The organism is Virgibacillus kekensis, assembly GCF_042654125.1.
GTDB classification, from domain to species: Bacteria; Bacillota; Bacilli; order Bacillales; family Amphibacillaceae; genus Lentibacillus; species Lentibacillus kekensis.
In genome coordinates this window covers 39653-64694 of the sequence record NZ_JBHSFU010000009.1, presented here as the reverse complement: position 1 = coordinate 64694, position 25042 = coordinate 39653, and the positions used below count along the sequence as shown (strand labels likewise).

29 protein-coding genes are annotated in these 25042 nt (G+C 42.7%); 22 read left to right on the top strand and 7 right to left on the bottom strand.

The genetic code is table 11. The features are described 5' to 3' along the window. Nucleotides 1-15: 15 nt before the first annotated feature. Entirely contained in the window at nucleotides 16-447 is a 432-nt protein-coding gene (locus ACFO3D_RS15280; RefSeq protein WP_390297964.1) for a MarR family winged helix-turn-helix transcriptional regulator, read from the bottom strand. 172 nt (nucleotides 448-619) lie between these two features. Here ACFO3D_RS15280 and ACFO3D_RS15275 point away from each other — a divergent pair, with 172 nt between their 5' ends. The 5 genes from ACFO3D_RS15275 to ACFO3D_RS15255 all read left to right on the top strand — a co-directional run bounded on the left by ACFO3D_RS15275 (nucleotide 620) and on the right by ACFO3D_RS15255 (nucleotide 4182). After that, entirely contained in the window at nucleotides 620-847 is a 228-nt protein-coding gene (locus ACFO3D_RS15275) for a hypothetical protein (RefSeq protein WP_390297961.1), read from the top strand. Between the two features lie 73 nt (nucleotides 848-920). After that, on the top strand, nucleotides 921-1253 hold the full coding sequence (locus ACFO3D_RS15270; protein WP_390297958.1) for a PadR family transcriptional regulator: 333 nt from the start codon (nucleotides 921-923) through the stop codon (nucleotides 1251-1253). After that, nucleotides 1250-1879: an HAAS signaling domain-containing protein gene (locus ACFO3D_RS15265; RefSeq protein ID WP_390297955.1), complete on the top strand. Its 630-nt coding sequence runs from the start codon at nucleotides 1250-1252 to the stop codon at nucleotides 1877-1879. Before ACFO3D_RS15270 ends, ACFO3D_RS15265 begins: the two co-directional genes overlap by 4 nt. Before the next feature lie 106 nt (nucleotides 1880-1985). Beyond that, entirely contained in the window at nucleotides 1986-3464 is a 1479-nt protein-coding gene (locus tag ACFO3D_RS15260) for a DUF4153 domain-containing protein (RefSeq protein WP_390297952.1), read from the top strand. Nucleotides 3465-3477: 13 nt separating this feature from the next. Next, on the top strand, nucleotides 3478-4182 hold the full coding sequence (locus ACFO3D_RS15255) for an isoprenyl transferase (RefSeq protein WP_390297949.1): 705 nt from the start codon (nucleotides 3478-3480) through the stop codon (nucleotides 4180-4182). A gap of 45 nt (nucleotides 4183-4227) precedes the next feature. Here ACFO3D_RS15255 and ACFO3D_RS15250 read toward each other — a convergent pair whose 3' ends face one another. Beyond that, nucleotides 4228-5367: a conserved virulence factor C family protein gene (locus ACFO3D_RS15250; protein WP_390297946.1), complete on the bottom strand. Its 1140-nt coding sequence runs from the start codon at nucleotides 5365-5367 to the stop codon at nucleotides 4228-4230. 147 nt (nucleotides 5368-5514) lie between these two features. Here ACFO3D_RS15250 and ACFO3D_RS15245 point away from each other — a divergent pair, with 147 nt between their 5' ends. From ACFO3D_RS15245 to ACFO3D_RS15225, 5 genes are all read left to right on the top strand, one after another. Then, nucleotides 5515-6759 (top strand): cytochrome P450, encoded by a 1245-nt coding sequence (locus tag ACFO3D_RS15245; protein ID WP_390297943.1) that lies wholly within the window; start codon nucleotides 5515-5517, stop codon nucleotides 6757-6759. A gap of 110 nt (nucleotides 6760-6869) precedes the next feature. After that, a complete protein-coding gene (locus ACFO3D_RS15240; RefSeq protein WP_390297940.1) occupies nucleotides 6870-8282 on the top strand; it encodes a LysM peptidoglycan-binding domain-containing protein in 1413 nt (470 codons plus the stop codon). A gap of 130 nt (nucleotides 8283-8412) precedes the next feature. Next, nucleotides 8413-8832 (top strand): VOC family protein, encoded by a 420-nt coding sequence (locus ACFO3D_RS15235; RefSeq protein WP_390297937.1) that lies wholly within the window; start codon nucleotides 8413-8415, stop codon nucleotides 8830-8832. Next, a complete protein-coding gene (locus ACFO3D_RS15230) occupies nucleotides 8829-9197 on the top strand; it encodes a VOC family protein (RefSeq protein ID WP_390297934.1) in 369 nt (122 codons plus the stop codon). The genes ACFO3D_RS15235 and ACFO3D_RS15230 overlap by 4 nt, the downstream gene beginning before the upstream one ends. A 62-nt stretch (nucleotides 9198-9259) precedes the next feature. Then, entirely contained in the window at nucleotides 9260-9760 is a 501-nt protein-coding gene (locus tag ACFO3D_RS15225; RefSeq protein ID WP_390297931.1) for a GNAT family N-acetyltransferase, read from the top strand. Between the two features lie 355 nt (nucleotides 9761-10115). Here the strand turns inward: ACFO3D_RS15225 and ACFO3D_RS15220 are convergent, their stop codons facing one another. After that, the gene (locus tag ACFO3D_RS15220; protein ID WP_390297928.1) at nucleotides 10116-10553 is read right to left on the bottom strand and encodes a YaiI/YqxD family protein; all 438 of its coding nucleotides are present in this window, start codon (nucleotides 10551-10553) and stop codon (nucleotides 10116-10118) included. Between the two features lie 187 nt (nucleotides 10554-10740). Here ACFO3D_RS15220 and ACFO3D_RS15215 point away from each other — a divergent pair, with 187 nt between their 5' ends. The 9 genes from ACFO3D_RS15215 (at nucleotide 10741) to ACFO3D_RS15175 (ending at nucleotide 18926) form a co-directional block, all read left to right on the top strand. Continuing rightward, complete coding sequence (locus tag ACFO3D_RS15215) at nucleotides 10741-11127, top strand: GntR family transcriptional regulator (RefSeq protein ID WP_390298144.1); 387 nt, start codon at nucleotides 10741-10743, stop codon at nucleotides 11125-11127. Then, nucleotides 11124-12026, top strand: a complete 903-nt coding sequence (locus ACFO3D_RS15210; RefSeq protein WP_390297925.1) for an ATP-binding cassette domain-containing protein — start codon at nucleotides 11124-11126, stop codon at nucleotides 12024-12026. Before ACFO3D_RS15215 ends, ACFO3D_RS15210 begins: the two co-directional genes overlap by 4 nt. Further along, a complete protein-coding gene (locus tag ACFO3D_RS15205) occupies nucleotides 12007-12756 on the top strand; it encodes a hypothetical protein (RefSeq protein WP_390297922.1) in 750 nt (249 codons plus the stop codon). The genes ACFO3D_RS15210 and ACFO3D_RS15205 overlap by 20 nt, the downstream gene beginning before the upstream one ends. Continuing rightward, nucleotides 12756-13463 (top strand): hypothetical protein, encoded by a 708-nt coding sequence (locus ACFO3D_RS15200; RefSeq protein ID WP_390297919.1) that lies wholly within the window; start codon nucleotides 12756-12758, stop codon nucleotides 13461-13463. The genes ACFO3D_RS15205 and ACFO3D_RS15200 overlap by 1 nt, the downstream gene beginning before the upstream one ends. A 194-nt stretch (nucleotides 13464-13657) precedes the next feature. Next, the gene (locus tag ACFO3D_RS15195) at nucleotides 13658-14599 is read left to right on the top strand and encodes a hypothetical protein (protein WP_390297916.1); all 942 of its coding nucleotides are present in this window, start codon (nucleotides 13658-13660) and stop codon (nucleotides 14597-14599) included. Beyond that, entirely contained in the window at nucleotides 14592-15155 is a 564-nt protein-coding gene (locus tag ACFO3D_RS15190; protein ID WP_390297913.1) for a hypothetical protein, read from the top strand. Before ACFO3D_RS15195 ends, ACFO3D_RS15190 begins: the two co-directional genes overlap by 8 nt. A 92-nt stretch (nucleotides 15156-15247) precedes the next feature. Next, a complete protein-coding gene (locus ACFO3D_RS15185; RefSeq protein ID WP_390297910.1) occupies nucleotides 15248-16063 on the top strand; it encodes an STAS domain-containing protein in 816 nt (271 codons plus the stop codon). 398 nt (nucleotides 16064-16461) lie between these two features. Continuing rightward, nucleotides 16462-18012: a BCCT family transporter gene (locus ACFO3D_RS15180; protein WP_390297906.1), complete on the top strand. Its 1551-nt coding sequence runs from the start codon at nucleotides 16462-16464 to the stop codon at nucleotides 18010-18012. A gap of 95 nt (nucleotides 18013-18107) precedes the next feature. After that, nucleotides 18108-18926, top strand: a complete 819-nt coding sequence (locus ACFO3D_RS15175) for a squalene/phytoene synthase family protein (protein WP_390297903.1) — start codon at nucleotides 18108-18110, stop codon at nucleotides 18924-18926. Nucleotides 18927-18971: 45 nt separating this feature from the next. On the opposite strand, the gene ACFO3D_RS15170 is transcribed toward ACFO3D_RS15175, so the two are convergent. Continuing rightward, nucleotides 18972-19160: a hypothetical protein gene (locus ACFO3D_RS15170; RefSeq protein ID WP_390297900.1), complete on the bottom strand. Its 189-nt coding sequence runs from the start codon at nucleotides 19158-19160 to the stop codon at nucleotides 18972-18974. 65 nt (nucleotides 19161-19225) lie between these two features. After that, nucleotides 19226-19660 carry a hypothetical protein gene (locus tag ACFO3D_RS15165; protein ID WP_390297897.1) on the bottom strand — a complete coding sequence of 145 codons (435 nt, stop codon included), beginning with the start codon at nucleotides 19658-19660 and terminating at the stop codon, nucleotides 19226-19228. A 157-nt stretch (nucleotides 19661-19817) separates the two neighbouring features. Here ACFO3D_RS15165 and ACFO3D_RS15160 point away from each other — a divergent pair, with 157 nt between their 5' ends. Next, on the top strand, nucleotides 19818-20558 hold the full coding sequence (locus ACFO3D_RS15160) for a MerR family transcriptional regulator (RefSeq protein ID WP_390297894.1): 741 nt from the start codon (nucleotides 19818-19820) through the stop codon (nucleotides 20556-20558). Nucleotides 20559-20617: 59 nt separating this feature from the next. On the opposite strand, the gene ACFO3D_RS15155 is transcribed toward ACFO3D_RS15160, so the two are convergent. Further along, on the bottom strand, nucleotides 20618-21751 hold the full coding sequence (locus tag ACFO3D_RS15155) for an alcohol dehydrogenase catalytic domain-containing protein (protein WP_390297891.1): 1134 nt from the start codon (nucleotides 21749-21751) through the stop codon (nucleotides 20618-20620). Nucleotides 21752-21895: 144 nt separating this feature from the next. Here ACFO3D_RS15155 and ACFO3D_RS15150 point away from each other — a divergent pair, with 144 nt between their 5' ends. Together ACFO3D_RS15150 and ACFO3D_RS15145 are read left to right on the top strand one after the other, a co-directional pair. Further along, nucleotides 21896-22810 carry a phosphotransferase family protein gene (locus ACFO3D_RS15150; protein ID WP_390297888.1) on the top strand — a complete coding sequence of 305 codons (915 nt, stop codon included), beginning with the start codon at nucleotides 21896-21898 and terminating at the stop codon, nucleotides 22808-22810. Nucleotides 22811-22861: 51 nt separating this feature from the next. After that, entirely contained in the window at nucleotides 22862-23296 is a 435-nt protein-coding gene (locus ACFO3D_RS15145) for a DUF4064 domain-containing protein (protein WP_390297885.1), read from the top strand. A gap of 665 nt (nucleotides 23297-23961) precedes the next feature. Here the strand turns inward: ACFO3D_RS15145 and ACFO3D_RS15140 are convergent. Next, the gene (locus ACFO3D_RS15140; RefSeq protein ID WP_390297882.1) at nucleotides 23962-24876 is read right to left on the bottom strand and encodes a hypothetical protein; all 915 of its coding nucleotides are present in this window, start codon (nucleotides 24874-24876) and stop codon (nucleotides 23962-23964) included. Nucleotides 24877-25042 lie beyond the last annotated feature (166 nt).

The window sequence follows — 25042 nt, the reverse complement described above, 5'->3', positions numbered from 1 at the left end:
TGCTCCTTCCAGAGTTTATTTTTTCGTTCCTTCCAGGCCAACTCGTTTAAGAATACTGATTAACATTTCTTTTTCTCCGTCAGATACAGATTCAAAAATTTCCTCAATAACCTGCTGATGCTGTGGAAAAATGTCATCCATCAATTCTTTTCCCTGTTCCGTTATGGAAACATGAACAACACGCCGGTCTTTTTCACTTACCGTTCGTTCAAGCAAACCTTTCTTTTCAAGTTTGTCAATCACATAGGTCATCGATCCGCTGTTGATCAGAACAGCGTCACAGATTTGATTAACAGTCAGATCCCCTTTATGGAACAGCGCCTCCAGTATAGTGAATTCCGTGACACTAACATCATAGCGCTTAATATCTTTTTTTACTCGTTCTTCGACAGATTTTGATGCGCGCATAAGCACAACAAAAGCATTTAATGACAGATTTCTTCCCATTGGCTCATCTCCATGTCGGATTCCGTTCTAAATTACTTTGAATTCAGGATAATTATAATTCACTTGACTTCCGTAGTCAAAAAATAGGAGTCGCTGATGATTGATTTGTATCTTTATTTCGGCTACCGTTGACATACAATCAAAAAAATTTTGGAAGGGAAGCTGATTACTGATGGGAAAATGTAATATCGACCATTCACGTGAAAGCGTTATTACTAAACTGGAGAATCAGGAAGAGTTTCTCCCAGGGGAATTAGCTGGAAAAACCCGTACTTTTTTAACAGACGATCATTCGCAGGAAACCTTAAATGATTTATTTCACCTCCTGAAAAAATATGATCTGGCAAGTGAAGAAGAACGAAAGGACAGGGACCAGCAGATTCGGCTTCTGATTGGTTAATGATACCGACTTTACACGGAAGAATAATTGATATATAGTTTAGATACCTAATAATTCTAGGTAGGTGAAAAACGTGTTTAATCGTGAACTGGTGAAAGGCAGTACATCGCTTCTAGTTCTGCAGCTATTGGATGAGCGTGATATGTATGGTTATGAACTGGTGAAAGAAATGGACCAACGCAGTGAACATAACCTGCAGATAAAAGAAGGGACCTTGTATCCAGCGCTTCATAAGCTTGAGAAACAGGGGTATATTGACTGCTATTGGCAAAACCGCGAAAAGGGTCCGGCCAGAAAATACTATAAAATTACCGAAGAGGGACAAGAAATACTCAAGGAGCGGACAAATGAATGGCACCGCTACGTGCAGGTCATGAATAATTTGATCCGGAGAAATGAGTCATGAAGGAAGCTGCCGAAACATTTCTCAGTGAGCTGGAGGAAGCGCTGGGGAACCATCCTGAGAAACAGCAGATTATGGAAGACTATCGAATGCACGTCGATGATCTGCTCCAGGAGCGTGAACATGATAATCGTCAGGTATATGATGAACTTGTCCAGCGGATGGGGACACCAGAAGAATTAGCTCGAGCATGGCGGCAGGAAACGGTTACGCCGAACAAAATGCAGTGGCTGTTTGTTTCCCTGAACATCGGAATTTTCACTGGTGGAATTGTACTCACATTCAGCTATAACTTTTTTCAATGGGAATGGGCCGAATTTCTTTGGACATTGCTTACGAATATACCCTTTATTATTATGGTTGGGTACATTCTGTTCTGGGGACTGCTCGGGTATGAAATCGGCAAGGAATTTGGCGGGAGTGGGCGTAAACTTTTACGCAGGACGTTTATACTCTCCATTGTACCGAATCTCCTTTTCATGTATCTAATTCTATTCAGGGTGATTCCGTACAGCTGGTTTGACCCGTTGTTGAGTTTTCCGTTTATTATGACCTGCATTATTTTTACAGGGTTTTTGTATCCTGTCTGTCTAGCAGGGTTCCGATGGGGCCGGAAAATTTCAGTATAGAGGACTGGTTGGATTGAAAATCGGTCCTGTTCTTAGTCCATATTTTTTTGTCTGTATACATAGAATTACATAGTATATAGATTTACACAGTATAGGAGGATAAAGGATGGATGCGGAAGTAAAACAGAAGGATTGGATGTTTTTACTGGTTTGTCTTGGGCTTGGCGTGCTGGCTGAACTCAGCTTTTTCCATGGGATGATAGGTGTTTCTTATTTAGTTTTTCTAACAGGATTTTATGGAGTCGTTTTTTACCGATTCCGGCAGACCTTTACACATCGGCGGATTGGACTTTTAGTTATGGTCTGTATCTGGATGTTGGCGGCAGGATATCTGCTGTATGATAATGTATTCTTCTATGTGTTAAATCTGTTGGCGATTCCATTTCTCGTGTATTTCCATATTGTCTTGATCACCAGCCCGAACAACCTGAAGTGGAGCAGGCCAAAATTTGCGGTACGGCTTGCAGCAAAATTCGGACAGGGAATGAAGTATTGCGCATTCTTTTTCAATAAGACTTTTAGAAGGGTTTTCCGTAATCTGAACGAGCAGACTGCCCAGACAGTAAAACGGGTACTTGTTGGGCTGGTTATTGGTGTTCCGTTATTGTTTCTGATTACCGCGTTACTTATGTCAGCCGATGCAGTTTTTCAGGAGATGATTCTCGAACTGCCAATGTTTATTCTTGATCTGAACTTTTTAGAAAGTGTATTCCGCACCGCTGCAGTCATGATTTTTACGTTTCTCTTTTTTGGAATCCTGCAAGTGCTCGTAGTTAAGACCAAAAAGTCTTCACCAAAACCTGTGCAGGAATCCGGAACAACAGCAATTAGCTTGAACAGCGTTACTGCCGTCACTATCCTAATCCTGCTGAATACCGTATACGTATTGTTTGCAGTCGTGCAGTTCACCTATTTTTTCGGTGACGGTCTGCAGGAAGGCTATACTTTTGCCGAATATGCACGCCGGGGCTTTTTTGAGTTGGTGATTGTCACGATGATCAATTGGACGATTCTGATTTGCTGCCTCAAATTGATTACAGATATGAGGGACTCCATGAAGCGATTCCTCAAATTGATGTATTCCCTGCTGATTATTGTCAGCGGTGTAATGCTTGCCTCAGCCTACCAGCGGCTAAGCATGTATGAAGCGGCTTACGGATTTACGTTGGACCGGTTACTTGCACACGCGTTTATGATTTTTTTGATGGTGATTTTTGCTTATACATTGATCAGGGTTTGGATTGAGGGAATTGAATTGCTGCACTTCTACCTGATTGCAGGTCTTATCTGCTATACGGTCTTGAATGTTGTGCATATCGAGCAACTTGTTGTCGAGGAGAATCTGGAACGTTACGAAGACACTGGGAAACTCGATATTCATTACCTGAACACGCTGGGCTATACAGGGATTGAAGGCCTAATCGAATTGTATAAACAGGAGCCTGAATATCCTGAGCTTGAACGAATCCTATATTACCGACAGCTTCATATGAAAGAACAGACACTGAATTCATGGCAGTCATACAATTTTACGAAACGTGATGTGCGGGAGGAACTGATGAAGCTTGATCTTGAGAGACAGTAAAGGAGGAAGCGTAATGGATTTGTGTATCCCTGAACATATAGCGATAATCATGGACGGAAATGGCCGTTGGGGTAAAAAAAGACGACTCAGCCGAAGTGAAGGTCATTATGCCGGTGCAAAGACAATGCAGGATATCATCGACGCCAGCATTGACCTGCACGTTAAAGTCCTGACGTTGTATGCTTTTTCCTCTGAGAACTGGTCTCGGCCCCAGCAAGAGGTAAATTATCTGATGCAGTTACCTGTTAAGTTTTTTAAACAAAAACTTCCTGAATTTATCAAGAGAAATATTAAAATTAAAATTTCAGGGAATATGGAAGGTTTACCGGAAGCTACCAGAGAGGTATTCCTAAAGGCAATCAAAGCTACGGAGGATAATAGTGGAATCATCGTCAACTTTGCGTTTAATTATGGTGGAAGGGATGACATTTTGCAAGCAGCCAAAAGGGTGATGCAGGAGGTCCGTGATGGAAGTATGGCGCTTGATGATGTCAGTGAGGAGCTGATGGAGCAGCACCTTTATACGAAGGAACTCCCTGATCCGAACCTTGTAATTCGAACTGGTGGTGAAAAACGGGTAAGTAACTTTCTTCTTTGGCAATCATGTAGTTCCGAGTTTTATTTCTCGGATGTTTATTTTCCCGATTTTACAAAAGAACATCTTCTAGAAGCGATTAGCAGCATGAAGGTAAATACGGTTGCTTTGAATTATAGTTGAATAGAAAAGCTGCCATCATGACGGCAGCTTTTCTTCTATCAATTTTTATTTTTCCTTTGCGGCCTGTGTCATCTGATGCCATATGGATCCTTTTGCTTCCTCGCCACCCTGGATTCGGGCCAGCGCCATCTTGACCTGCATCCGCACTTCGAATTCGGGGTCATCCATCGCTTCCTGTAGTGCGGGGATTGCAGTCTCATCACCGACTTCGTATAAATACATGGCTGCACGCCAGCGGACAATCCGGCTCTTGTCAGACAGTGCATCAATCATTTCAGGGATTGCATCCTTATATCCAAGGTCGGACAAGCAATCCCCAGCAGTGCGCCTAACGTTTACCGCTTTGTCCTTTAATGCCTTATAAAGATATGGCAGTACATCACGTTCCTCAATCATACCCAGATAAGCAGTCGCTAATCGCCTGATTGAGGCTTTTTCATCATCGAGCGCTTTGTCCAGCACAGGTAAATCTTTTAAAGTAGGGTCCATCCGGTCAAGTGCCGCATAGCGGTCTTTCCAGTTTGGCTGGTCAAATACTTCTAGTGTTACCTCTTCCCTAGGTGCTGCTTTCTGGTCTCCGTCCGGTTCATCGGTTTTCGCAAATTTCACAAGTTCTTCCACGCGCTCAGTATCATAGCTTGCTTCTATTTCAGCCACAACATCCTGTCCGATTTCTTCCACCTCACCATAACGCGGATTCTGTTCCACCCATTTCCGCTCCATCAGCATATTATCAGAAGCGGTAGATGCTTCCATTACGGCATTCATAAAGCGATCCGGCAGGCCAAATCGATGTTCCTGATCGCCCTCTTCCAGTTTTACTTGCATGGGAATGTTTCGGAACTTCTGAATAAATACTTTTACTTCTCCATAGGTATCGTCGGTGGAAGCAGTTTCTTCCGTTACACTCATAGGTATTTCTTCTGATGAACCAAGCACATTACGTACTTCCGGGAGGATGTCTTCCCATTGGACGCGCGGGTTGCGCTCCAGCGCGATAAAGTCTGTAACACGGTAAAGTCCTTTAACACCATTTATCTCAAACAGCTGTTGTACATATTCTGGGAACTTGTTTCGTTCGTCATCTTGTTTATAGTTTTCCGTTATGCCGTCCGGTAAGGTTTCATCCACGTTAATTTTCATGGAGTAAGGACTTGGCGTCGGTTCAATTGATACGATTTTCACGCTTTTTCCCCCTTGTTAGCCAATTTTATTATCCTGGTTACCATTATAGAGGAAAACAATTTGTAAACAAATAATAGGAATACTTTACCCGCTTTAAGGAAAAAAGAGTCTATATGACATATTTTTTGGAGAGGAGTAGTGAAATATATGGGGATACCTAAGGAAAAGGGTATAGATCATACACTGACAATGATGATGGAAGGATATAAATATATTGCCAACCGAAGAAACCGCTTCCGTTCAAATATATTTGAAACCCGTCTGCTTGGGCAGAAGGTAATATGTATGGGTGGAGAAGAAGCAGCCGAAGTCTTTTATGATAATGATAAATTCAAACGTAAAGGTGCTGCCCCGAAACGTATCCAGAAGTCGTTGTTTGGTGAAAATGGCGTTCAGACAATGGACGGGGCAGCACATAAACACAGAAAAGCAATGTTTATGTCAATGATGACTCCTGAACGGATTGATGACCTGCTGGCAATTGCGGAACAACAATGGGATATCGCTGTGAAAGATTGGCAGAAGAAAGGGAGGATTGTTCTGTTCAGGGAAGCTGAGAAAGTGATGTGCCGTATTGCCTGTCAGTGGGCAGGGGTTCCGTTATGGGCTAAAGAATTGAAACAGCGGACGGAAGATATGTCAGCTATGATTGATGCATTTGGAGCTGTCGGGCCAAGGCACTGGCAGGGGCGGACAGCGCGTGACCGGTCGGAAAAATGGATTCGTGGTATCATCCGTCAGGTGCGATATGGCGAGCGGAACCCTTCCAAGGAGACCCCTCTATACCAGGTCGCATGGCACCGGGATCTGAACGGGGAACTGCTGAGTCTTCAGATGGCAGCAGTCGAACTGCTGAATGTAGTGCGACCAATTGTTGCGATTGGAAGGTTTGTTACTTTTGGTGCGCTTGGATTACATGATTTTCCGGAAACAAAGGAGAAGCTGCGCTCTGGTGATGAAAAATATTCGCGGATGTTTGTGCAGGAAGTGCGTCGGTATTATCCGTTTGGTCCGTTTCTTGGTGCTCGTGTAAAAAATGATTTTAAATGGGCCAGCCATAAATTCAAAAAGAGTAGACTGGTACTGCTTGATGTTTATGGTACCAATCATGACTCAGACTTATGGGAAAATCCACATGAGTTTAATCCAGAGCGATTCCAAGAGTGGCAGGGAAGCCCATTTGACTTCCTCCCACAGGGCGGGGGCGATTATGACATTGGCCACCGGTGTGCAGGAGAATGGATTACTGTGGAGATTATGAAAGTAAGTCTTGAATTTCTGGCAAATCGGATTGAATATAATGTCCCTAAACAGGACTTAAATTATAGCCTGGTGCGAATGCCGTCCATTCCAAAGAGCAGATTTGTAATGGAAGGTATCACTGTAAAATAACGCTCTTTCCGGGGCGTTTTTTTACTGTCAATTTTAAGGACTTGTTTGTTACACGGACAATCACCCAGTGAATAGGATGGTATGTAGAAACTGTAACTGGGGGTTTAAATATGAAAATACACGTAGTACAGCAAGGTGATACATTATGGCGGATTGCGCAGAACTACGGTTCAGATATAAACCAGATTATCCTGCTTAACCAGTTGGATAATCCGGATGCACTCGTGATTGGACAGTCATTGGTAATACCGGAAACTGGACGGGAGCATGTTATCCAGCCGGGGGATACCCTTTGGCAGCTTGCTCAGCAGTATGGGGTTTCGGTTGAAGAACTTGCAGCGGTAAATAACATTACAAACCCTTCCTTATTATTTATTGGGCAGCTGCTTCAGTTACCATATTTCTTATATGTGGTCCAACCAGGAGATACTGTTTGGGCTATTGCGCAGCGTAATGGAGTTGCAATCGACGCTATTGTCCAGGCAAATCAGCTTACGGATCCGGGCAGGATTTTGCCTGGCCAGACACTAAGAATTCCGGTGCCTGAAAAGCCGGTTACGGAGGTGAATGCCTATATAACCGAATTGGGTCAGGAGGGAAGGTTTGAAATACTGAGTCTCGGAAGGTATCTTACCTATGTTTCCCCGTTCACATACAGCATTCAGGCGGATGGTACTTTGACTGAACTGGAAGAGCAGCCAGTGCTTGCAGCCGCAAGAGCGACAAATACTGCACCATTAATGGTAATTACAAACTTCATTGAAAGCAATTTTAACTCAGACCTGGTAGCAACGTTACTGAGAAATCCGGATTTGCAGGAAACAATGATCACCAACATGCTCGAAATCTTGCGAGCTAAAAATTATGCAGGGGTTAACTTTGACTTTGAATACATTTACCCGGAGGACCGGGAAAATTATAATGCGTTTCTACGTCGGGTAGTTGCCCGGTTGCATCCCGAAGGCTTCGTTGTGTCCACAGCACTCGCACCAAAAGATTCGGCTGACCAGCCAGGATTGCTATACGAAGCGCATGATTATGCTGCACATGGTGAAATAGTGGATTTTGTCGTTGTTATGACGTATGAGTGGGGATGGGCAGGTGGTGAACCATTGGCAATTGCTCCGATAAACGAAGTCAGAGAAGTACTCGATTACGCCGTTACGGCTATTCCGCCGGAGAAGATTCTGATGGGAGTTCCATTATATGGCCGAGACTGGCGAATTCCGTGGATAGAGGGGACGTTTGCACGAACTGTTTCCCCGAAAGAAGCTGTACAGCTTGCACGTAGATATGGGGTGCCAATTCAATATAACGAGACATATGAATCACCATTTTTCCGGTATGTCGATGAAAATGGTCAAGAGCATGAGGTGTGGTTTGAGGATGCGCGCAGTGTTCAGGCAAAATACCAGACGGTTAAAGATTACGGATTACGCGGTGTCAGCTATTGGGTACTTGGAATTCCGTTTCCGGAAAACTGGGCCGTGCTGCAGGATAATTTCCGAATCAGGAAACTGTGAAGAAGAGGATACCTTTAAGGCTTGAGGTTACAACTGCCTTAAAGGTATTTTTTAAATTATAAAAAGGAATATAAGAACACTTATCGAAATAGTTAATTGGACATTTTTAACGGAAGGGGGGGACAGATAAATGGATGAACGGTTAATGCGGGTTGGGACCACATATATACCGGTGCAGAATCTGGATGTATCGGTGGAATGGTACAGAACAATTGGTGCGGCACTTAACTACCGGGATCAGGACAAAGCTATTCTTGACTTGGCCAATCAAAGCTTTTTTCTTGTGAATGCTGAAGTTGGACAAAGCAGTAATTTTTACGATGCAAACGGGAAAGAGCATTTTTTACTGACATTTGAAGTTGACGGTCTGGCATCTTTGGAATTAATACATAATCGTTTCCGTGAACTAGGGATAGCAATAGGTAATATTGAAGACAGGGGACATACCGGAAGAAATTTCGTATTTAAAGACCCTGATGGAAATATGTTTGATGTATGGAGCGAGTTAAGCCCCCAATTCAAAGAAAAATTCAAGGAGGAAGTTGAATGAAGAGTCCAATTAAAAATAAGGTAAATCTAGTTTTTATTCCGGTAAGTGATATTAAACAGGCAAAAGAATGGTATACGGAAATGCTGAATATTGAAGAAGGCGAATTCATGTTTGATAACTTATTTGCAGCTAAAATGGATGGTACTGGGATGCTCCTGGATACCATGCCAATGTGGCGGGACGAAAACGAGCAGCTGCAGCCATTAAATGTACCTGCAATCCAGTTTGGAACGGATGACATTCAAGCTTCTTATGCATTTATGAAAGAAAAGGGTGTTGAACTGGTTACAGATATTCAGCATGATCACTGGTTTGTTTTCAAGGATCCGGATGGTAACAAAATGATGGTCTGTCAGGACAACTAGGTTGGCAAAAAGTGCTCGTTTGCTTATTATAATAGATAGACAAACTAACAGCAGGTGAGCATATGACAAAAAATATTGTAATCAATAAAATGGTAAAAGAAGACTGGGCCGATGTCCGTGATATTTTTATAGAAGGCATTGAGACTAGAAATGCGACATTCGAGACCGAGGCACCGTCCTGGGAAATATGGGATGCCGGACACTTTGAGGAATGCAGGCTGGTTGTCCGAGAGGGCGAAAAAGTGATTGGTTGGGCTGCATTAAGCCCAATTTCTGACCGTTCAGCACACCGGGGGGTAGCGGAAGTAAGTATTTATTTAAGCAGTTTAAGCATCGGCAAAGGCCTAGGAACCGAGCTACTACAGAAACTGGTAGAATGCAGTGAAAATAAAGGTTTCTGGACACTGCAGACAAGTATTTTTCCTGAAAACCAATCAAGTATCAGGCTACATAAGAAATGTGGATTCGCCGTTGTGGGAGTTAGAAAACGTCTTGGTATGCTGGACGGTGAATGGCGGGATGTCGTCATTCTCGAGAGGCGAAGTAAAGTAGTGGGACTTTGAGTTAGTCATCCATAGCCATTTATAAGTGGAGGATCGGATAAAGTGTATAAGCCGAACTATCTTCAATAAATAGTTGAAGTAGTTCGGCTTATTCTGTTAGGATGTTTTCGTTTAATATCTATAAATTGTGATGTAACAGCCGTGTTTCGCTCCGGAAATACAATTCGCTTTCCTAGGGCTCGCGCCGAGCCTTCTCGCTCGCAAAGAACGATTGCTGCGGGGTCTCAACGTCTTCGCTTTCCCGTAAGAGTCTACGTGTATTTCCTCCGCAGGTATAACCGATGATCCTATGCGACAACAGTATGTGTCTGAAGCCCCTGCAGCGGGTCGTTTATCTTTTACATCAATACAAATCCTACCCGAGCTTACTCTGCAGCAGTTCACTGAACTTCTGTACATCCTCAGCAGACATCGCCTTTGGCCCCTTAGTGCGCTTCCCGCTCTTACGGGCCATTGCGCTGGCATAGCGGCTTTGCAGGAGCTGGTCAATATTATCATTAGAGTATTCAAACCCCTTATGATGAAGAACTATACAACCTTTGGAGAGCCCCAGTGAGGCCAGCCCGTAGTCTTGTGTGATAATCATGTCGCCCCTATGTGCAAGCTGCATGATTCGGTAATCAGCAGCCTCAGCACCAGTGTCCACATATATGGTCTCTACGCCAGGTTGGTTATCATCATGGGAAAAATGGGCGAAGCTTTTAACAAGAACCACAGGAATTTCGTGTTCATGTGCCATAGATATGATTGTTTGTTTAACTGGACAAGCATCGGCATCCACGTAAATCTTCAATTTTATTCGCTCCCTGAAACTTTCATTGATAGTGATAATAACGGCAAAATCAGATATCTGTCAACTAGTAGATACCTTTTTCATGTGGTGTTTTTTCGGATGACAAATTTTAAAAGGTTGTATTTTTCCGTATTTAGTAATATACTACATTACACGACTAATGCACTAACTTCCCTGAGGAGGTGTTCTGATGATTGGTGCTGATGGCAATAAACCAATTTACATACAGATTTCAGATTGGATTGAGAACGAAATATTGAACGGCAACTTTCGAGAGGATGAAAAAGTCTGTTCGCAATATAAACTTGCAGAGATATTCAACATTAACCCGGCCACTGCAGCGAAAGGTCTGAACCTGCTTTCAGACGAGGAAATTCTTTATAACAAGCGTGGTCTTGGAAAGTTTGTGTCCAGAGAGGCCAGAGCACTAATTTTAGATAAGCGAAAAAATCAGACACTTAAAGGATTGGTCCGTGACACGGTTATCGAAGCTGAGCGATTGGATGTAAGCACGGAGGAATTGATTGATATGATCAAGGCGGTTACAAAAATACGTAAGGGGGATGCAGAATGAATGTTGTAGAGTGCAGGGAACTGACGAAGCATCATGGGCGGATGAAAGCTTTGGAAAATTTATCCCTAACCATTGAAGAAGATAAAATCACCGGCTTGATTGGTCGTAATGGTGCAGGGAAAACTACTCTTTTAAAAATACTTGCAGGATTCTGGCATGAATCATCTGGGGAGGTAAGAGTCTTATCGCGTCGTCCATTTAATGACCTACTAGTTTCAGCCAATACTATTTTTGTGGATGATCAAATGAATTTCCCGACAGCACTGACTTTAAAGGAGATTCTGATTGAGGCAGGACAATTCTATGAACACTGGGACATGGAACTCGCGCTTCGACTATTTAACTACTTTTCGTTTGATTCCCTACAGATTCATAGCCACCTTTCGAAAGGAAAGCGAAGCACGTTTAATATGATTATTGGGCTTGCGTCTAGGTGTCCGCTTACTATTTTTGACGAACCAACAAATGGGATGGATCTTGCAGTACGGAGAGATTTCTACCGGGCCCTTTTGAAGGACTATATTGTATATCCCCGGTCAATTATTATTTCCAGTCATTACTTGGATGAGTTGGAAGATGTATTAGAGGAAATATTGTTAATAGAAAATGGGAGAGCGTTCCTTCATATGCCAATCGAGGAGATGAAAGAATATGCTGTTGGATTAAACGGGAAGCACACTGCTGTTGAAAACTGGATTACCGGCAGGGAAGTTATTTATACGGAGTCGGACGGGTCAACCGACAGATATGTGGTTGTTAAAAATAGTTTTACAGTAAAGGAGCTTGACCGGATTAGGCTAGAAGGTATTAATGTCAAGACTGTCCCGCCAAGCGATCTGTCAGTTTACCTGACAAACCCACACAAGGGAGGGATTGATGATGTCTTTAACCGCGCCTAGTTTATCAGGGACGATAGTAAAACAATTCCGGTTTAAATTAAAGTCTTTCAGTGGCATGTTTATTACACTGGTAATTCTGCAGACGCTCGCTGTTTTATTTTCACTGGGCGGTTCAGGGATGATGGGTGGAACCAGATCTTCGATGACATATGAATTCAGGTATTATTCAGTTGATATTGTTATTGTTTTCACGATGCTATGGGCCTTTATCAATGCGATTCTAATCAAAACCAAAGCATACCGGGAAGATGACTTTAATTTTATCACCAACCGGGTCAGCAGTAATTTATCGAATATATTATTTCTAATGGCTGCAGGAATAGCAGGTGGAGTTACTGCATATCTGGCAGGGTATTTACTGCAGGTTGTTGTCTTTTTTATTTCTGAGGACAGTCAGGCACTCATGCTGGGTGGTATTAATTATGGATGGAATATATATGCAGCGGGAATAATTGCGACCATTTTATACATAGTCATGTTCAGTAGTCTCGGTTATCTTATTGGTTCATTGGTGCATTTGTTCAAGCCATTTGCCTATCTGATTCCGGTTGTTGGAATAGGGCTTGTCTTTTTTGTGGAGATGCAGGCAGAGACACACCTAATTCTCGAAATCAGTCAATTTTATTTTGGCGAAGACTCATTCTGGCTGTTGTGTCTTAAGGTAATCACCACTTCTGCACTACTGTTCGCTGCATCGATGAAGATTTCAAACCGGTTGGAGGTAAGATAATGGGGGGTATTACGGTTTTCGTACCAATTCTGATAATGCTTGTTATTGTTGCAGTTATTTTTGCAGTTGTATTTAGCGTTAAACGGCTTCCTAAGCGACAAAGTTCTTCCACCTATATAGCAAAAGTAAAATGGATATTCGGGATCTATGTCATCTTACTGTTAGTAGCCATGGGTATCTTCTATCTCCTGCCTGATGCGACACAATTTGTCTTAGAAAAACAGGAAAGCGACTCAAAGAACGCTTCTTTCAACCTTTATGAGAAGGCAAAACGAGGAGAGATGGATACCCTTCCAAATGAGCTTGTTAAGGAAAAATGGCAATATGAACTGAATGCTAAAAAATTAGAGTTGAATACATCCTGGAATGAAATTCCTGTTTTTGTGGAAGCAAGCGAAGAACTTAACAATACTGTCGAAATAATATTTTACCAGGCTCCGGTTGTAATAGAAGGTATCAATTTTACCGAACGAATAAATGCCCCTGTATTAAGTTTTAACGGCAATGGATTAACAATTACCGAACCGGAACCGGCCGTAATTGATTTGTACACTTATAAAAATTCCTTTGTCACCAGACAGTTTTCTGGCGAGGGATGGATGGGTAACCGCCCGGTAAGGTCGCAGGAAATTCTATATTTGCATGTCCCGAAAGATGTGGAATTGGAGCATGGTGAATTTACCTTTATAGAATATGTGAACAATTAGTTTACGAGAAGTTACCCGTACAACTGGTACGGGTTTTATTTTGTAGTGGAAAATAATGAATAAATTATTTCTGAATTAGTGCCGGAAGTATTAGGACTCACTAAACAGAAATCCCTAAATGAATGCCAAATTTTCTAATAAAGGATTTTATAGGAACATGTTGAATAGATATAAGTAAGGGGGAGGATTCTAGCTTGAAAGAGAAGTTTCTTTGGATAGGAATTATTTTAATAATAATAAGTGGGGTTGCTAACTATGTTTATTTTGAAACTAAACAATTAAGCAAACCGATATTCCTTGATCATTACATAAAAAAACCGTTTAATCTGCACGAGAATCAACTGACATTCTTTTATCTTACAAATAAGCAAGAACCTTTACAGGTGAGTTATGTGCAAATCGATGGAGCGCAATTTTATCCTTCTACTACAGGGAGCGGCTTTATGACGTTAAATCAGAACCCGACTTATATACCGCACGAAGCGGAATACAGCCACTATTATCTGATGCGTGAAAGAATCAGTTTCCCGGCGGAGATACTACCGGAAAAAGTTGCTGGAAAAGAAGCCTGGTCATTTTCCGAAATCGAAGTTGGCTTTACAAACGGCAAGCAAATTACTGCAGATATTGGAAAAGTAGTTTTGAGTGCGCATGAGCCGGAAAGAAAAGTGTTCGATTTTCGTATGACCAGTAGCAGTAGTCAACACATTAATCAAGCGGCAATGACGGCGATGGAGCCTGTCACCATAAATGATATAGTAATCCCGTTTCCTGAAGCTGGTGAACATGTTTCCATAAAAGTGGATGTGGAACAAGAAAGGCTGAAAGAGCTGGGCGCAGTAAAAAATGGCGGAAAAATACCGGAATGGTTAAGAGGTAATAAGAAGTGGAAGGATTTCGATGGCAAACTGCTAAGAAATGATACACTCCCAATTACACTTAAGAAAAACGAGTGGATGCGGCTAATGACCGCTGTAAATCATGACAGCTATTTTGAATTTGAGATGGAAATACAAGGAACGGATAGCACTGGTTCACCATTTGTTCAACCGGTTATGATACATGACCGGCCTGAATTGACGCAAGAAGATGTGGAAAGGATTATCGACAGGAAAGCAGGTGATGATGATGCATAAAGCATGCATGAGAATGTTTTGGGGGTTTTTAATTACGCTGATTGAAATACATTTCCTGGTTATCGATATTTTGCCGGACCCACTCGGATACGCATTGATCGCTGCAGGAATCTCCTCGATCATTGAAGACTTTCCCATCGGTAAAAAAGCATATAATATAGCTGTATTTCTTGGCGTTATATCCATCCCTGGAGTATTCATTCAGCAAATTGGTGGAAATGGAATCGTACAGTCACTAACCGCGACGGGTGTATATTCCCTAGTTCTAAGTCTCATAAATCTTGTGCTGGTCTTTTATATCTTCCAGCTTTTAATGGAAATTGCACGCAAGCGCGGAGAGGAAGAACTTATCAATCGGACATCGGTGTTTTTAAGAATATACATAGTCACCATGCTTGTAATTCAAATCCTGCAATCGTTTACCCTTAATATGCATGGAGCTTTGTTGCAGGGATATATAATAGTTGCCGTGATCATTAGTCTTGTTTTGCAGATTACTTTTCTCGCTTGGATCTTTCGTTTCAGGAAGTATGATTTATCGGATGAGGCAGCATAGGGCTTTTTAGGATAGGACTAAAGGTTATAGCCTATTTTCAGGTAATTGGTATATAATTAACATATTAAATCATTTTTAAGGTGGATACATAAATGGCAAATGATGAGATGATTCAACAGGAAGTGAGTTTTGTAGGCGAAAAAATTAGTGAACTAAAACATGAAATTGCCGCAAAAATGGCGAAAGGTGGGAGTCAAAGCGAAGAGGCGATGGCTGTCCGTCTGGAGTTCCTGCAGATTCTTATTGATGCTTTTCATTCGGAAAAAGGTGTATCGGACAGAGTCTCTGTTTTCGGCAGGAGAACGGGTGAACTGGCCCTTGAGTATGGTGCATCCTTTGATGATTTTCTGAAGAACACTTCACGGATGCGCAATGTGATATGGTTGTCGATCAAAGAGGTGCTTATTGATAGCGACGTATCGGTCGAAACGATTTTTGAAGTTGCTCGGATAATTAATCCGCTGATTGATGATGCTGTCTACTCGTTCAGTTCAGCATATATTGAGTCATTTAAAAAAGCCATTCAAAAAGAACATGATCAGTTTTTGACACTGTCAGCTCCAATAGTACCGCTCATGGAGGGGACAGCAGTATTGCCGATTATTGGAGGAGTGGATACCGAGCGGGCGGAGCTGATTATGAATAAAGCCATGAAAGAGGCTGGTCAGCGTAACATTACACATTTATTCATGGACCTCTCTGGCACGCCAATGGTAGATACCATGGTAGCCTACAATATTTTTAAAATCATTCAGTCACTGGACATGGTTGGAGTTAAAACCATTATTGCGGGAATCAGACCGGAAGTAGCTCAGACTATAATCAGCCTGGGAATTGACTTCTCCAACATACAGACATATAGCTCACTGAAGCAGGCATTGTCCAGACATAAAGTATTCGCCAGCTAACAGTTTAAGGGAGAAAATTTTAATATCATCATCATAAGGGGTGCAAACCAATCGTGTTTGGCATCCTTCTTTAATGATCAGCGTCGGAAATCATGATCAAGTGAGAAAGATAGCAGAAAGTCCGGACAACTCAATAAACTAATCTCTCAATTTCTCCCCAGATCCCAAATTGTAGCGATTTTTTTATGAATCAGCCTATGCCCAACAATTTTAAGATTTTTGTTAATAGTTGACTGTATTTTGGAACAAAACTATAATAAAAAACTATGTATTAATAAAATACGGGCAAGCCGGTGGATACGGCGTATAATGATTGATTCATTATCCATCCAACGGTCTGTAATTAATGGTTGAGGAAAAAATTATGGACACTTGCTCCTAAAAACGGGAGGAAAAGCGTGCAAGAGAATAAAAAAGTAAAACTTGATTGGACAGTTTTTGCTGTAAGTGGCGGATTTCTGATTCTGTTTATCATTTTATCATTTATTAACAGTGAGGCGGTCGGTAATTGGATCAATACCCTGTTTGGTTATTCAGCAGATTGGTTTGGTGCATTTTGGCAGGTCTTGTTATTTGGCAACTTTGTGATTGGCCTGTTTCTGGCCTTCTCCAGATACGGAAAAGTACGACTTGGAAAGCTGGATAGACCAAAATACAGCTATTACCGCTGGGTGGCAATGATTCTGGTTACGTTACTGGCCAGTGGAGGGGTATTCTGGGCAGCAGCTGAACCGATGTATCACTATATGACTACCCCGCCTTTATTCGGTGGAGGGGAATTTAATAATATACCAGCAGCGTTTGCCCAGGCATTTTTCCACTGGGGCTTTGTCGCATGGGCTATTTTAGGAACCCTCGCAACTATTGTTATGATGTACGTTCATTACAGCAAGGGGTATCCGATGCGGCCGAGATCCTTATTATATCCGATTTTTGGTGAAAAGATATTTAAACGAAGCATCCTTGGTTCTACGGCTGATATTGTTTCCATTATTGCAACGGCTGCTGGGACACTTGGACCTCTTGGCTTTCTCGGTCTCCAGATTGCGTATGGGCTGAACCATTTATTCGCCGTACCAAATACTGTTTCAACAAGTATTATGGTTGTGCTAATCTTGGTAATCATCGCGGCGGTTTCGGCAGCAACTGGTGTAGACCGGGGGATTCTGATGCTGAGCCGGGTGAATGTAGGAATGACAATATTCCTGGGATTTGTTGTACTTCTCATAGGTCCGACTCTATTTATCATTGATGCCTTTATTGGCGGAATGGGCTTTCAGCTGCAGCATTTCTTCACCATGAATTTTTATCGTGGGGACAGTGGGTGGCTTGCCTACTGGACTGTATTCTTCTGGGGTTGGTTCATCGGATACGGGCCTATGCTGATAATTTTTATCAGCCGTATCTCCAGAGGACGGACAATTCGCGATTTAGTTATTGCTGTTTCGATTATTGCGCCGCTGGTAACCAATTTCTGGTTCTCGGTTGTAGGCGGAACCGGCGTATTTTTTGAAATAGAAAATCCAGGATCCATATCCGGTCCATTGAGTGAAGCTGGTATGCCTGCTGCGGTAATGGCGATTATGGACCAACTGCCGTTAGGCTTGGTGATGGCGGTTGCCTTCTTAATCATTTCGATTATTTTCGTTGCTACCACCACAGACACTATGTCCTATACAGTCGCTGTAGCACTGACCGGTAATGACCATCCGAACCGCTGGCTGCGTGTCTTCTGGGCACTTATTTTCGGTGGAACCACAATTGTTATCCTTACGATTGGGGAAGGTAGTATTACGGCTATCCAGAACTCGATTGTGATCACCGCTGTACCGGTATCATTCTTGCTGCTGCCCCCGCTATGGAACGCACCGCAGATAGCAAGAAAGATGGCACTAGAACAAGGGCTGTTATGGGAACGGCCTAGAAAAAATAAAACAGACAGACTTTAGCATTTGACTAGTGGAGTACAGCCGAGGTACTCCACTTTTAATGTAATCTTTCTGTTTTTTTGTTATACTTTAGGTTACTGAGGGAGGCGTCACAGGTGAACGATGCAAGAAAACTGCAAAAAGATGCTATGCGTGTATTGAAAGAGACAAGCAGGACTTTTTACATACCAATAACCCTACTTAAACCGGCGCTGAAAAAAACAGTTGGCTCAGCATATCTATGTATGCGAGCAGTGGATGAAATTGAGGATCATGAGGAACTAGATTCATCAACCAAACAACATCTGCTTCGGTCAACCAGCGGCTTGTTAAGAAATGAATTTGATAATGAACTGTACGCTGAGTTAGTGAATCCATATGCGTCCATTTTACCCGAAGTTACGCTGCGACTGGGTGACTGGCTTGAAGTCTGTCCAGTGGAAATTGTGGGTAAGGTCAAAGAATCCACAGCGATTATGGCTGAAGGAATGGCTGACTGGGCAGAAAAAGATTGGCAAATTGAGACCAGGGAGGACCTGGATGATTATACATACTATGTCGCCGGACTTGTCGGTGTTATGCTTTCGGATATATGGAAATGGTATGACGGAACCGAGACGGATCGTGAACTCGCAATTGGATATGGGAGAGGACTGCAGGCTGTTAACATACTTCGGAATCAGGACGAGGACCGTGAACGCGGAGTAGGGTTTTTCCCTGACGGCTGGGATAGGGAGGATATGTTCCGCTATACGGAGCATAATCTGGCCCAGGCCGATGAATATATGAAAGATATCCATACACGGACAATCAAAGTATTCTGTGATATCCCTCTGGCACTGGCCAAGCGGACTGTTAAGGCATTAAAATCCGGGCGGGAAAAAATTTCACGGAATGAAGTTGAAACGATAGTAGAAGAAATAACTAATGACTAATGTAAAGCCACTGTTCACAATGAGCAGTGGCTTTAATTCTCGGTATTAGTTTTTGCCGAAAAGGACTCTTAAACCGTAATAAATGAGCGCCCCTGCAAACACGATGATCACCAAACCGCCGATAATATCGAGAAAGTTGGCTAATCCAGTGGTGACAACTGAGGAAACCGGGACATTGGCCAGCGCGAATCCGGCCAATATACATGCCAGATAAAGCAGGGCAACATAATACATACAATCCCTCCTTCCCATTTCTTGGGTAAATGGGGACAATGCATATCTAAGGAATATTCAAACCGTTAGTAGCACTGGAATGATTCGATATTATCCAAATCTACACCATAATAGACCCATCTGTTCCGGTACCATCTAAATCCGGAAATGGAACGACGTCCTACAAAGACCGGGAAGAACCAGAATGAATCCCATCTTAGCCATATATAGGTAAAGCGATACAGGCACCCACGAATTGCACCCGGATCGACTGCATAAACTCCAAATTGGCCAGTTCCAAACGTTTGGGCCTGTTGCTGTGATGGGGTGAATGATGGCGGGGGTGAAGTCGGTGCTCCTGCCGGCTGTTGTGGTCCCCCGCCTGGCACTCCTAGGGGCGGTCCTCCGCCCGGTGGGCCGAATGGCTGTCCGCCTCCGGGAAAACCTCCGCCGAACAGGTTATTTAAAAATCCCGGAAAATTGCGTTGCTGGTTGCCATTTGGTGGCTGATTATAATTCATGTGCGTTTATCCTCCTTTAAAGTCTCTCTGTTCACTATATGGGGATTAGTCTAATGGTGTATAGGCAGTTAACACAGGGGTGTTTATTTTTTAAAAAAAGTGTTGACCCTAACGTTACGTAATACTCTATAGTAATAGTAAAGGGAGGCTGAATATCATGAAAGTGAAGGAAATAGCTGAGTTGGCGGGGATAAGTGTACGTACACTCCATCACTACGATGAAATTGGCCTGTTATCACCCGAGAATACTACGGAGGCGGGCTACCGTATTTATTCGAATAATGATCTGGAAATGTTGCAGCAAATATTATTTTTCCGTGAGGTAGGTTTTTCTTTGAAAAAAATAAAAGAGATAATCCATAATCCCTCATTTAACCAGAACGAAGCATTGCAACTTCACCGGAAATTATTACTCGAGAAACGTGCCCGGCTCGACCGGATGATTAACACTCTAGATAAAACAATTCAACATTCGAAAGGAGAGATTAATATTAGCGATCAGGAAATGTTTGAGGGATTTGATTTCAGCAAAAACCCATATGAGCAGGAAGCACGTGAGCGCTGGGGCGACAAAGCGGTTGATGAGTCAAATGCCAGAATCAACAAGCTGTCAGACAGCAAAAGAGAAGCATTAGGGAAGGAATTTGATGCTATTTATAGAGATTTGGCGGCAATCCGGCATATGTCACCTGATTCAGATGAAGCCCAGGCGGGCATTAAGGTCTGGTATGATTATCTGAGCAAGGTAGGCAACTACTCTCTCGACGCCTTTAAAGGGCTTGGACAGATGTACGTGGATGACGAACGCTTTACCAAAAATATTGATAAGTATGGTGAAGGGCTTGCGATCTTTATCCGGGATGCAATGGCTGAATACGCTGATCATAATAGAAGATAAAATAATAACAGGATACAAAAATCCCGATCCAGTGTTTTGAGGATCGGGATTCTTCTTCATTATGGTTTCAGGATTACTTTGATGCAGTGATCCTGTTTTTTATCGAATATCTCATAACCTTTGGTTGTTTCGTCCAGGGATATTGGGTGGGTAATGATATCTGTTGGATTAAATTCTTTGTCTTCGATCATGTTATACAACTTCGGCATTAAATGGATAACAGGTGCCTGCCCCATTTTCACGGAGACATTTCGTGTGAAAAAGTCTCCCAGTGGAAAGTTGTTTGCATCTGTCGCATAAACGCCTGTCAGCTGAACAGTACCAAATTTGCGGACGGATTGTGATGCGGTGATAATTGGACTTATTGTACCAAACTGGTTATCCATTTCAGAACCGAATTCCGTGTTTGGCGGTACGGTACCGTCCATGCCAACACAATCAATCACCACGTCTGCTCCACCCTTGGTCTCTTCATGGAGGAGCTCGCCGATTTTTTCATGTTCCTTAAAATTGTAGGTTTCCACATTGTTCGTTCGTTTCGCATGTTCGAGACGGTAGTCAACCTGATCGACGGCAATCACTCGTTTTGCACCTTTAATCCAGGCAAACTTCTGGGCCATCAGACCAATTGGACCGCTTCCCAGGATAATTGCGGTATCGCCGCTTTTTAGGCCACTGTTTTCGACGCTCCAATACGCAGTAGGAATAACATCAGACAGGAATAGCACCTGTTCATCTTCCAGTTCACTTGATTCAGGTACTTTAAATGAAGTGAAGTCTGCATACGGGACCCTTAGGTATTCGGCCTGGCCACCTGGATGATTTCCGTTCTGTTCACCGTACCCGAAAATACCGCCAAGCTCGCCGTGCGGGTTGGAATTGTCGCACTGACTTTCCATCTGATTTTTACAGAAGAAGCATTCGCCACAACCGATATTGAACGGGATAACGACACGGTCACCTTTCTTAAGATTCTTAACATCTGGGCCTGTCTCTTCCACTATACCCATCGGTTCGTGCCCTACGACATAGTCTTCTTCCGGTTGTATCCCGCCTTTATATAAATGTAGGTCGGATCCGCAAATCCCACTAGCGGTAATTTTGACGATTATATCTCCCTTATCCTGAATCTTGGGGTCGTCCACTTTTTTTGCAACCATTGATTCTTTTCCTTGAAACGTAACTGCCTTCATGTTGTTCTCCCTTCCTTTTTTTTCATGGTGTTACAAAAGATATTGCCGGAATGAGGTATTATTAAACAACAGTTATTCTGAAACCAATTCAGGTTTTAGTCGTATAAAGGATAAGGGAGAAAGCAATTGCAAAGGGTGAGAAACATGGAGAAGAATACAGGAGGATTGCCCGAAAAAGTACTAGATTGGGTGTTGAGACAGTTCAGCCCAACTGCTGCGTTCGATTCTGCTGCCCAACTGAAAGGCAGTACTTCTTCCACGTTATTCCGTATTTCATTATGGGTAGAGAACAGTACTGAGAATTATGTTATACGGCTGTTGGATAATCAAGAGTGGCTGGAGGAAGAGCCTGACCTGGCAATACATGAAGCCGCAAGTTTACAGGTTGCGGAAGATGCTCCAGTACCTACTCCGGAAGTTATTGCTATTGATGAAACGGGTATAGAATGCGGAATACCTGCAGTTTTAATGACAATGCAAGATGGTGCTGTGGATTTGAAGCCTTCGGATATGGAAAGTTGGCTTAATCAGCTTGCAGAATCCCTGGTAAAAATTCATCAGGAAGCTGGTGACAATATGCCGTATGATTATTTTCCATACAATGATCCCAACACAATTGAGTTCCCTTCTTGGTCTAGGGTTCCTGAATATTGGAAAAGGGCTATCAAAATAGTCGCTGGATCTCGTCCACCTGTGAAGGAATGCTTCATTCACCGGGACTATCACCCGGCCAATGTGCTTTGGAAGAATGGCCGAGTTAGTGGGATTGTCGATTGGGTGAATGCCTGTAAGGGACCAGCTGGAGTGGATGTGGCGCATTGCCGGTGGAACCTGGCTATACTTTATGGTGTGGATGCGGCGAATGGGTTTTTGCAGGCATATCAGCGGTACGCAAGTGACTTCCTGTATGACCCATACTGGGATTTAAGGACGTTGATTGATATTCTTGGTGGACCTCCAGAAGTTTATGCAGGATGGGCAGACTTTGGCGTAACGGGTCTGACTGATGATATGATGGAAGAACGACTTGACAAGTATGTGGTAAGTCTGTTGGAATAATTTCTTTTAACGTGTGCATAGGATAGCGGAGATACGAAAGGAGGCTTTATAATGAGTCGAATTGGTGAAATGGTATTGACGATAATAGGTGTAATTCTTTATTTTATTCTGGCTTTGTTGGGTGGTGCTACCGTATGGATTTCCAACAACGAAGAATTATGGCGGGGAGCCTCAGAGCAAATGATTCAGCAGGATCCACAGTTAACTGCCGCCAACCTGGATGACGTAATGGGAATGATTGGTAATGGCGGATGGTTCCTTCTGATTGTGTCGGTAATCGGTGCGATTCTTGGAATTGTTGCTGCCGTATTATTGAAGGGAGATAAAAAACCTAAAGCTGCAGGTATTCTGCTTATAGTGACAGCTGTAGTAGGTGCCATTGTAACATTTGGTGCAGGGATAATCAGTGGCTTATTCTACCTGATTGCTGGAATCATGGCACTTGCGCGACGCTCGGAGCCAAAACAGTCCATAACCATTGAATAATTAAAACAGTAAGAAGCTGGGACATAACTTAACATTTTAAAGACGAACGAATTAGGCACGAAGCATTATAATGTTATCCTCTTTTAGTTGAATCTTATTTATAAACTGTGACGTAGCTAGCTATGTTGATTTCCGCTTCGCGCAGTCGCTTTCACCGCTCCGGGTGCAAGTACGACAACTGCTCATACTTTGGCAGTGTCTCCTTTGCCGCCGGGCAACGCTTCAACTTCCTCGGAAGAAGACCACTTCCTGCGGGATTTTCAGCTGTTGCTTTTCCCGCAGGAGTCGACTGTCCTACGCTCCAATCAACGCCTAGTTAGCGAAGGAGATAGAAGGGGATCAGTGCAAGCCCGTTGGAAGCATGATTAAACTCTTATTAATTATGGGCCTGAAGCGTAAGCAATACCGTAGACTCCTGTGGTACAACTAGCCTAAGAGACCCTGCAGTGAGCGGTTTTGGTGAACGAGGAGGCTCGTGGTGAGTCCAACGGCAAAGGAAACACTGTGAAAGCTTTAGCTTGAACAGATGTTAGACGTGTACCCGGAGTGGTGAAAGCAAAGTGTATTGCCGGAGCGACGCTATAAAATATTTTCTTCTCGACAAAAAATGATCATTCGGATTTTACTTTGACAAAAAACTTTTTTCCCAGCCTCTTTCGTAGTTTTTAGTTCAATTTATTATGCTTCTTGTCCCGAATAATCACGGTATAGGGTTCTTTTTTAGTGTTCAATTCTTCCCGTTTAACATCGATGATGGTATGAACATACTCCTCCATTCTTGCTGCCGTTTTGCGTGTCTTCCGGTTATCTGCCAACGTCGTCTTGATGATAATCTGAAGTGGGGCGGGGTGGAAGGAATGTGCAAAACCGGAAACCTCATCGAAATGTTTCCTCATTTCCTGATGGACCGCTTGAAGAATAGGCATCCAAGCAATTTCTTTTTCGGCTGATTCGATATGCTCTCTTACTTCCACTTTTATGTCCTCTTCAGTCGCTGCATATATTTCGTCGTGAATCAGTTCCTCCAGTTTGCTTATATTAATGCTTTTGTCGTGTTGGCGAATTTCTATTCTGATATTCTGGTTTGGTGTAGAACTGATAATCATCCCGCTAGCTTCAAGCCCTTTTTCTTTCAGTATATCTTTTGTAACCGTAAATATTTTATTGTGCAGTTTTCGAAGCTTTTTGTCTTGCTCACTCTCATAATTTTTTTGGGCTTTCTCAATACGTACTTCTACTTTGCCAAGTTTGTGAGTTTTTGCGGCTTCTTTAACAATCGCATCTATCTTTTCTCGTTGTTTCATAAGGTTTGAATCTTTTATATGAACAATTACCTCGAGTTTTTCCTGGTAGAACAGCGGGTCATTAGAGAAAGAAAGGCTGGCATCGTACCCGGCTGCATCGAATTTTTTATGTATCTCTTCGTGAAAGTTGCTAAGCGCTTCTTTACGTTTCTCTGTCTCCTGCATACTCCTTTTTATTTCATCCTTAAGCTTATCAGCGTTTACTTGTTGAGTGGACAATCCAGCAGTAAATAGGATTACCACCAGGAGTCCGGCCAAAAGTTTCTTTATCCGCATGTGGAGCCCTCCATCTTATTTTCCATTAGTTTATCCAATAGGTATTTGTCTATTCCTGGGAGGAATGACTGATTCCTCACGTAGGTACTTTTTCCTCTTTTTTATCATTAATAGTAAAAATAGTAAGAATTAACTACAAATTTACGAAAACTTAATTGTATACTCT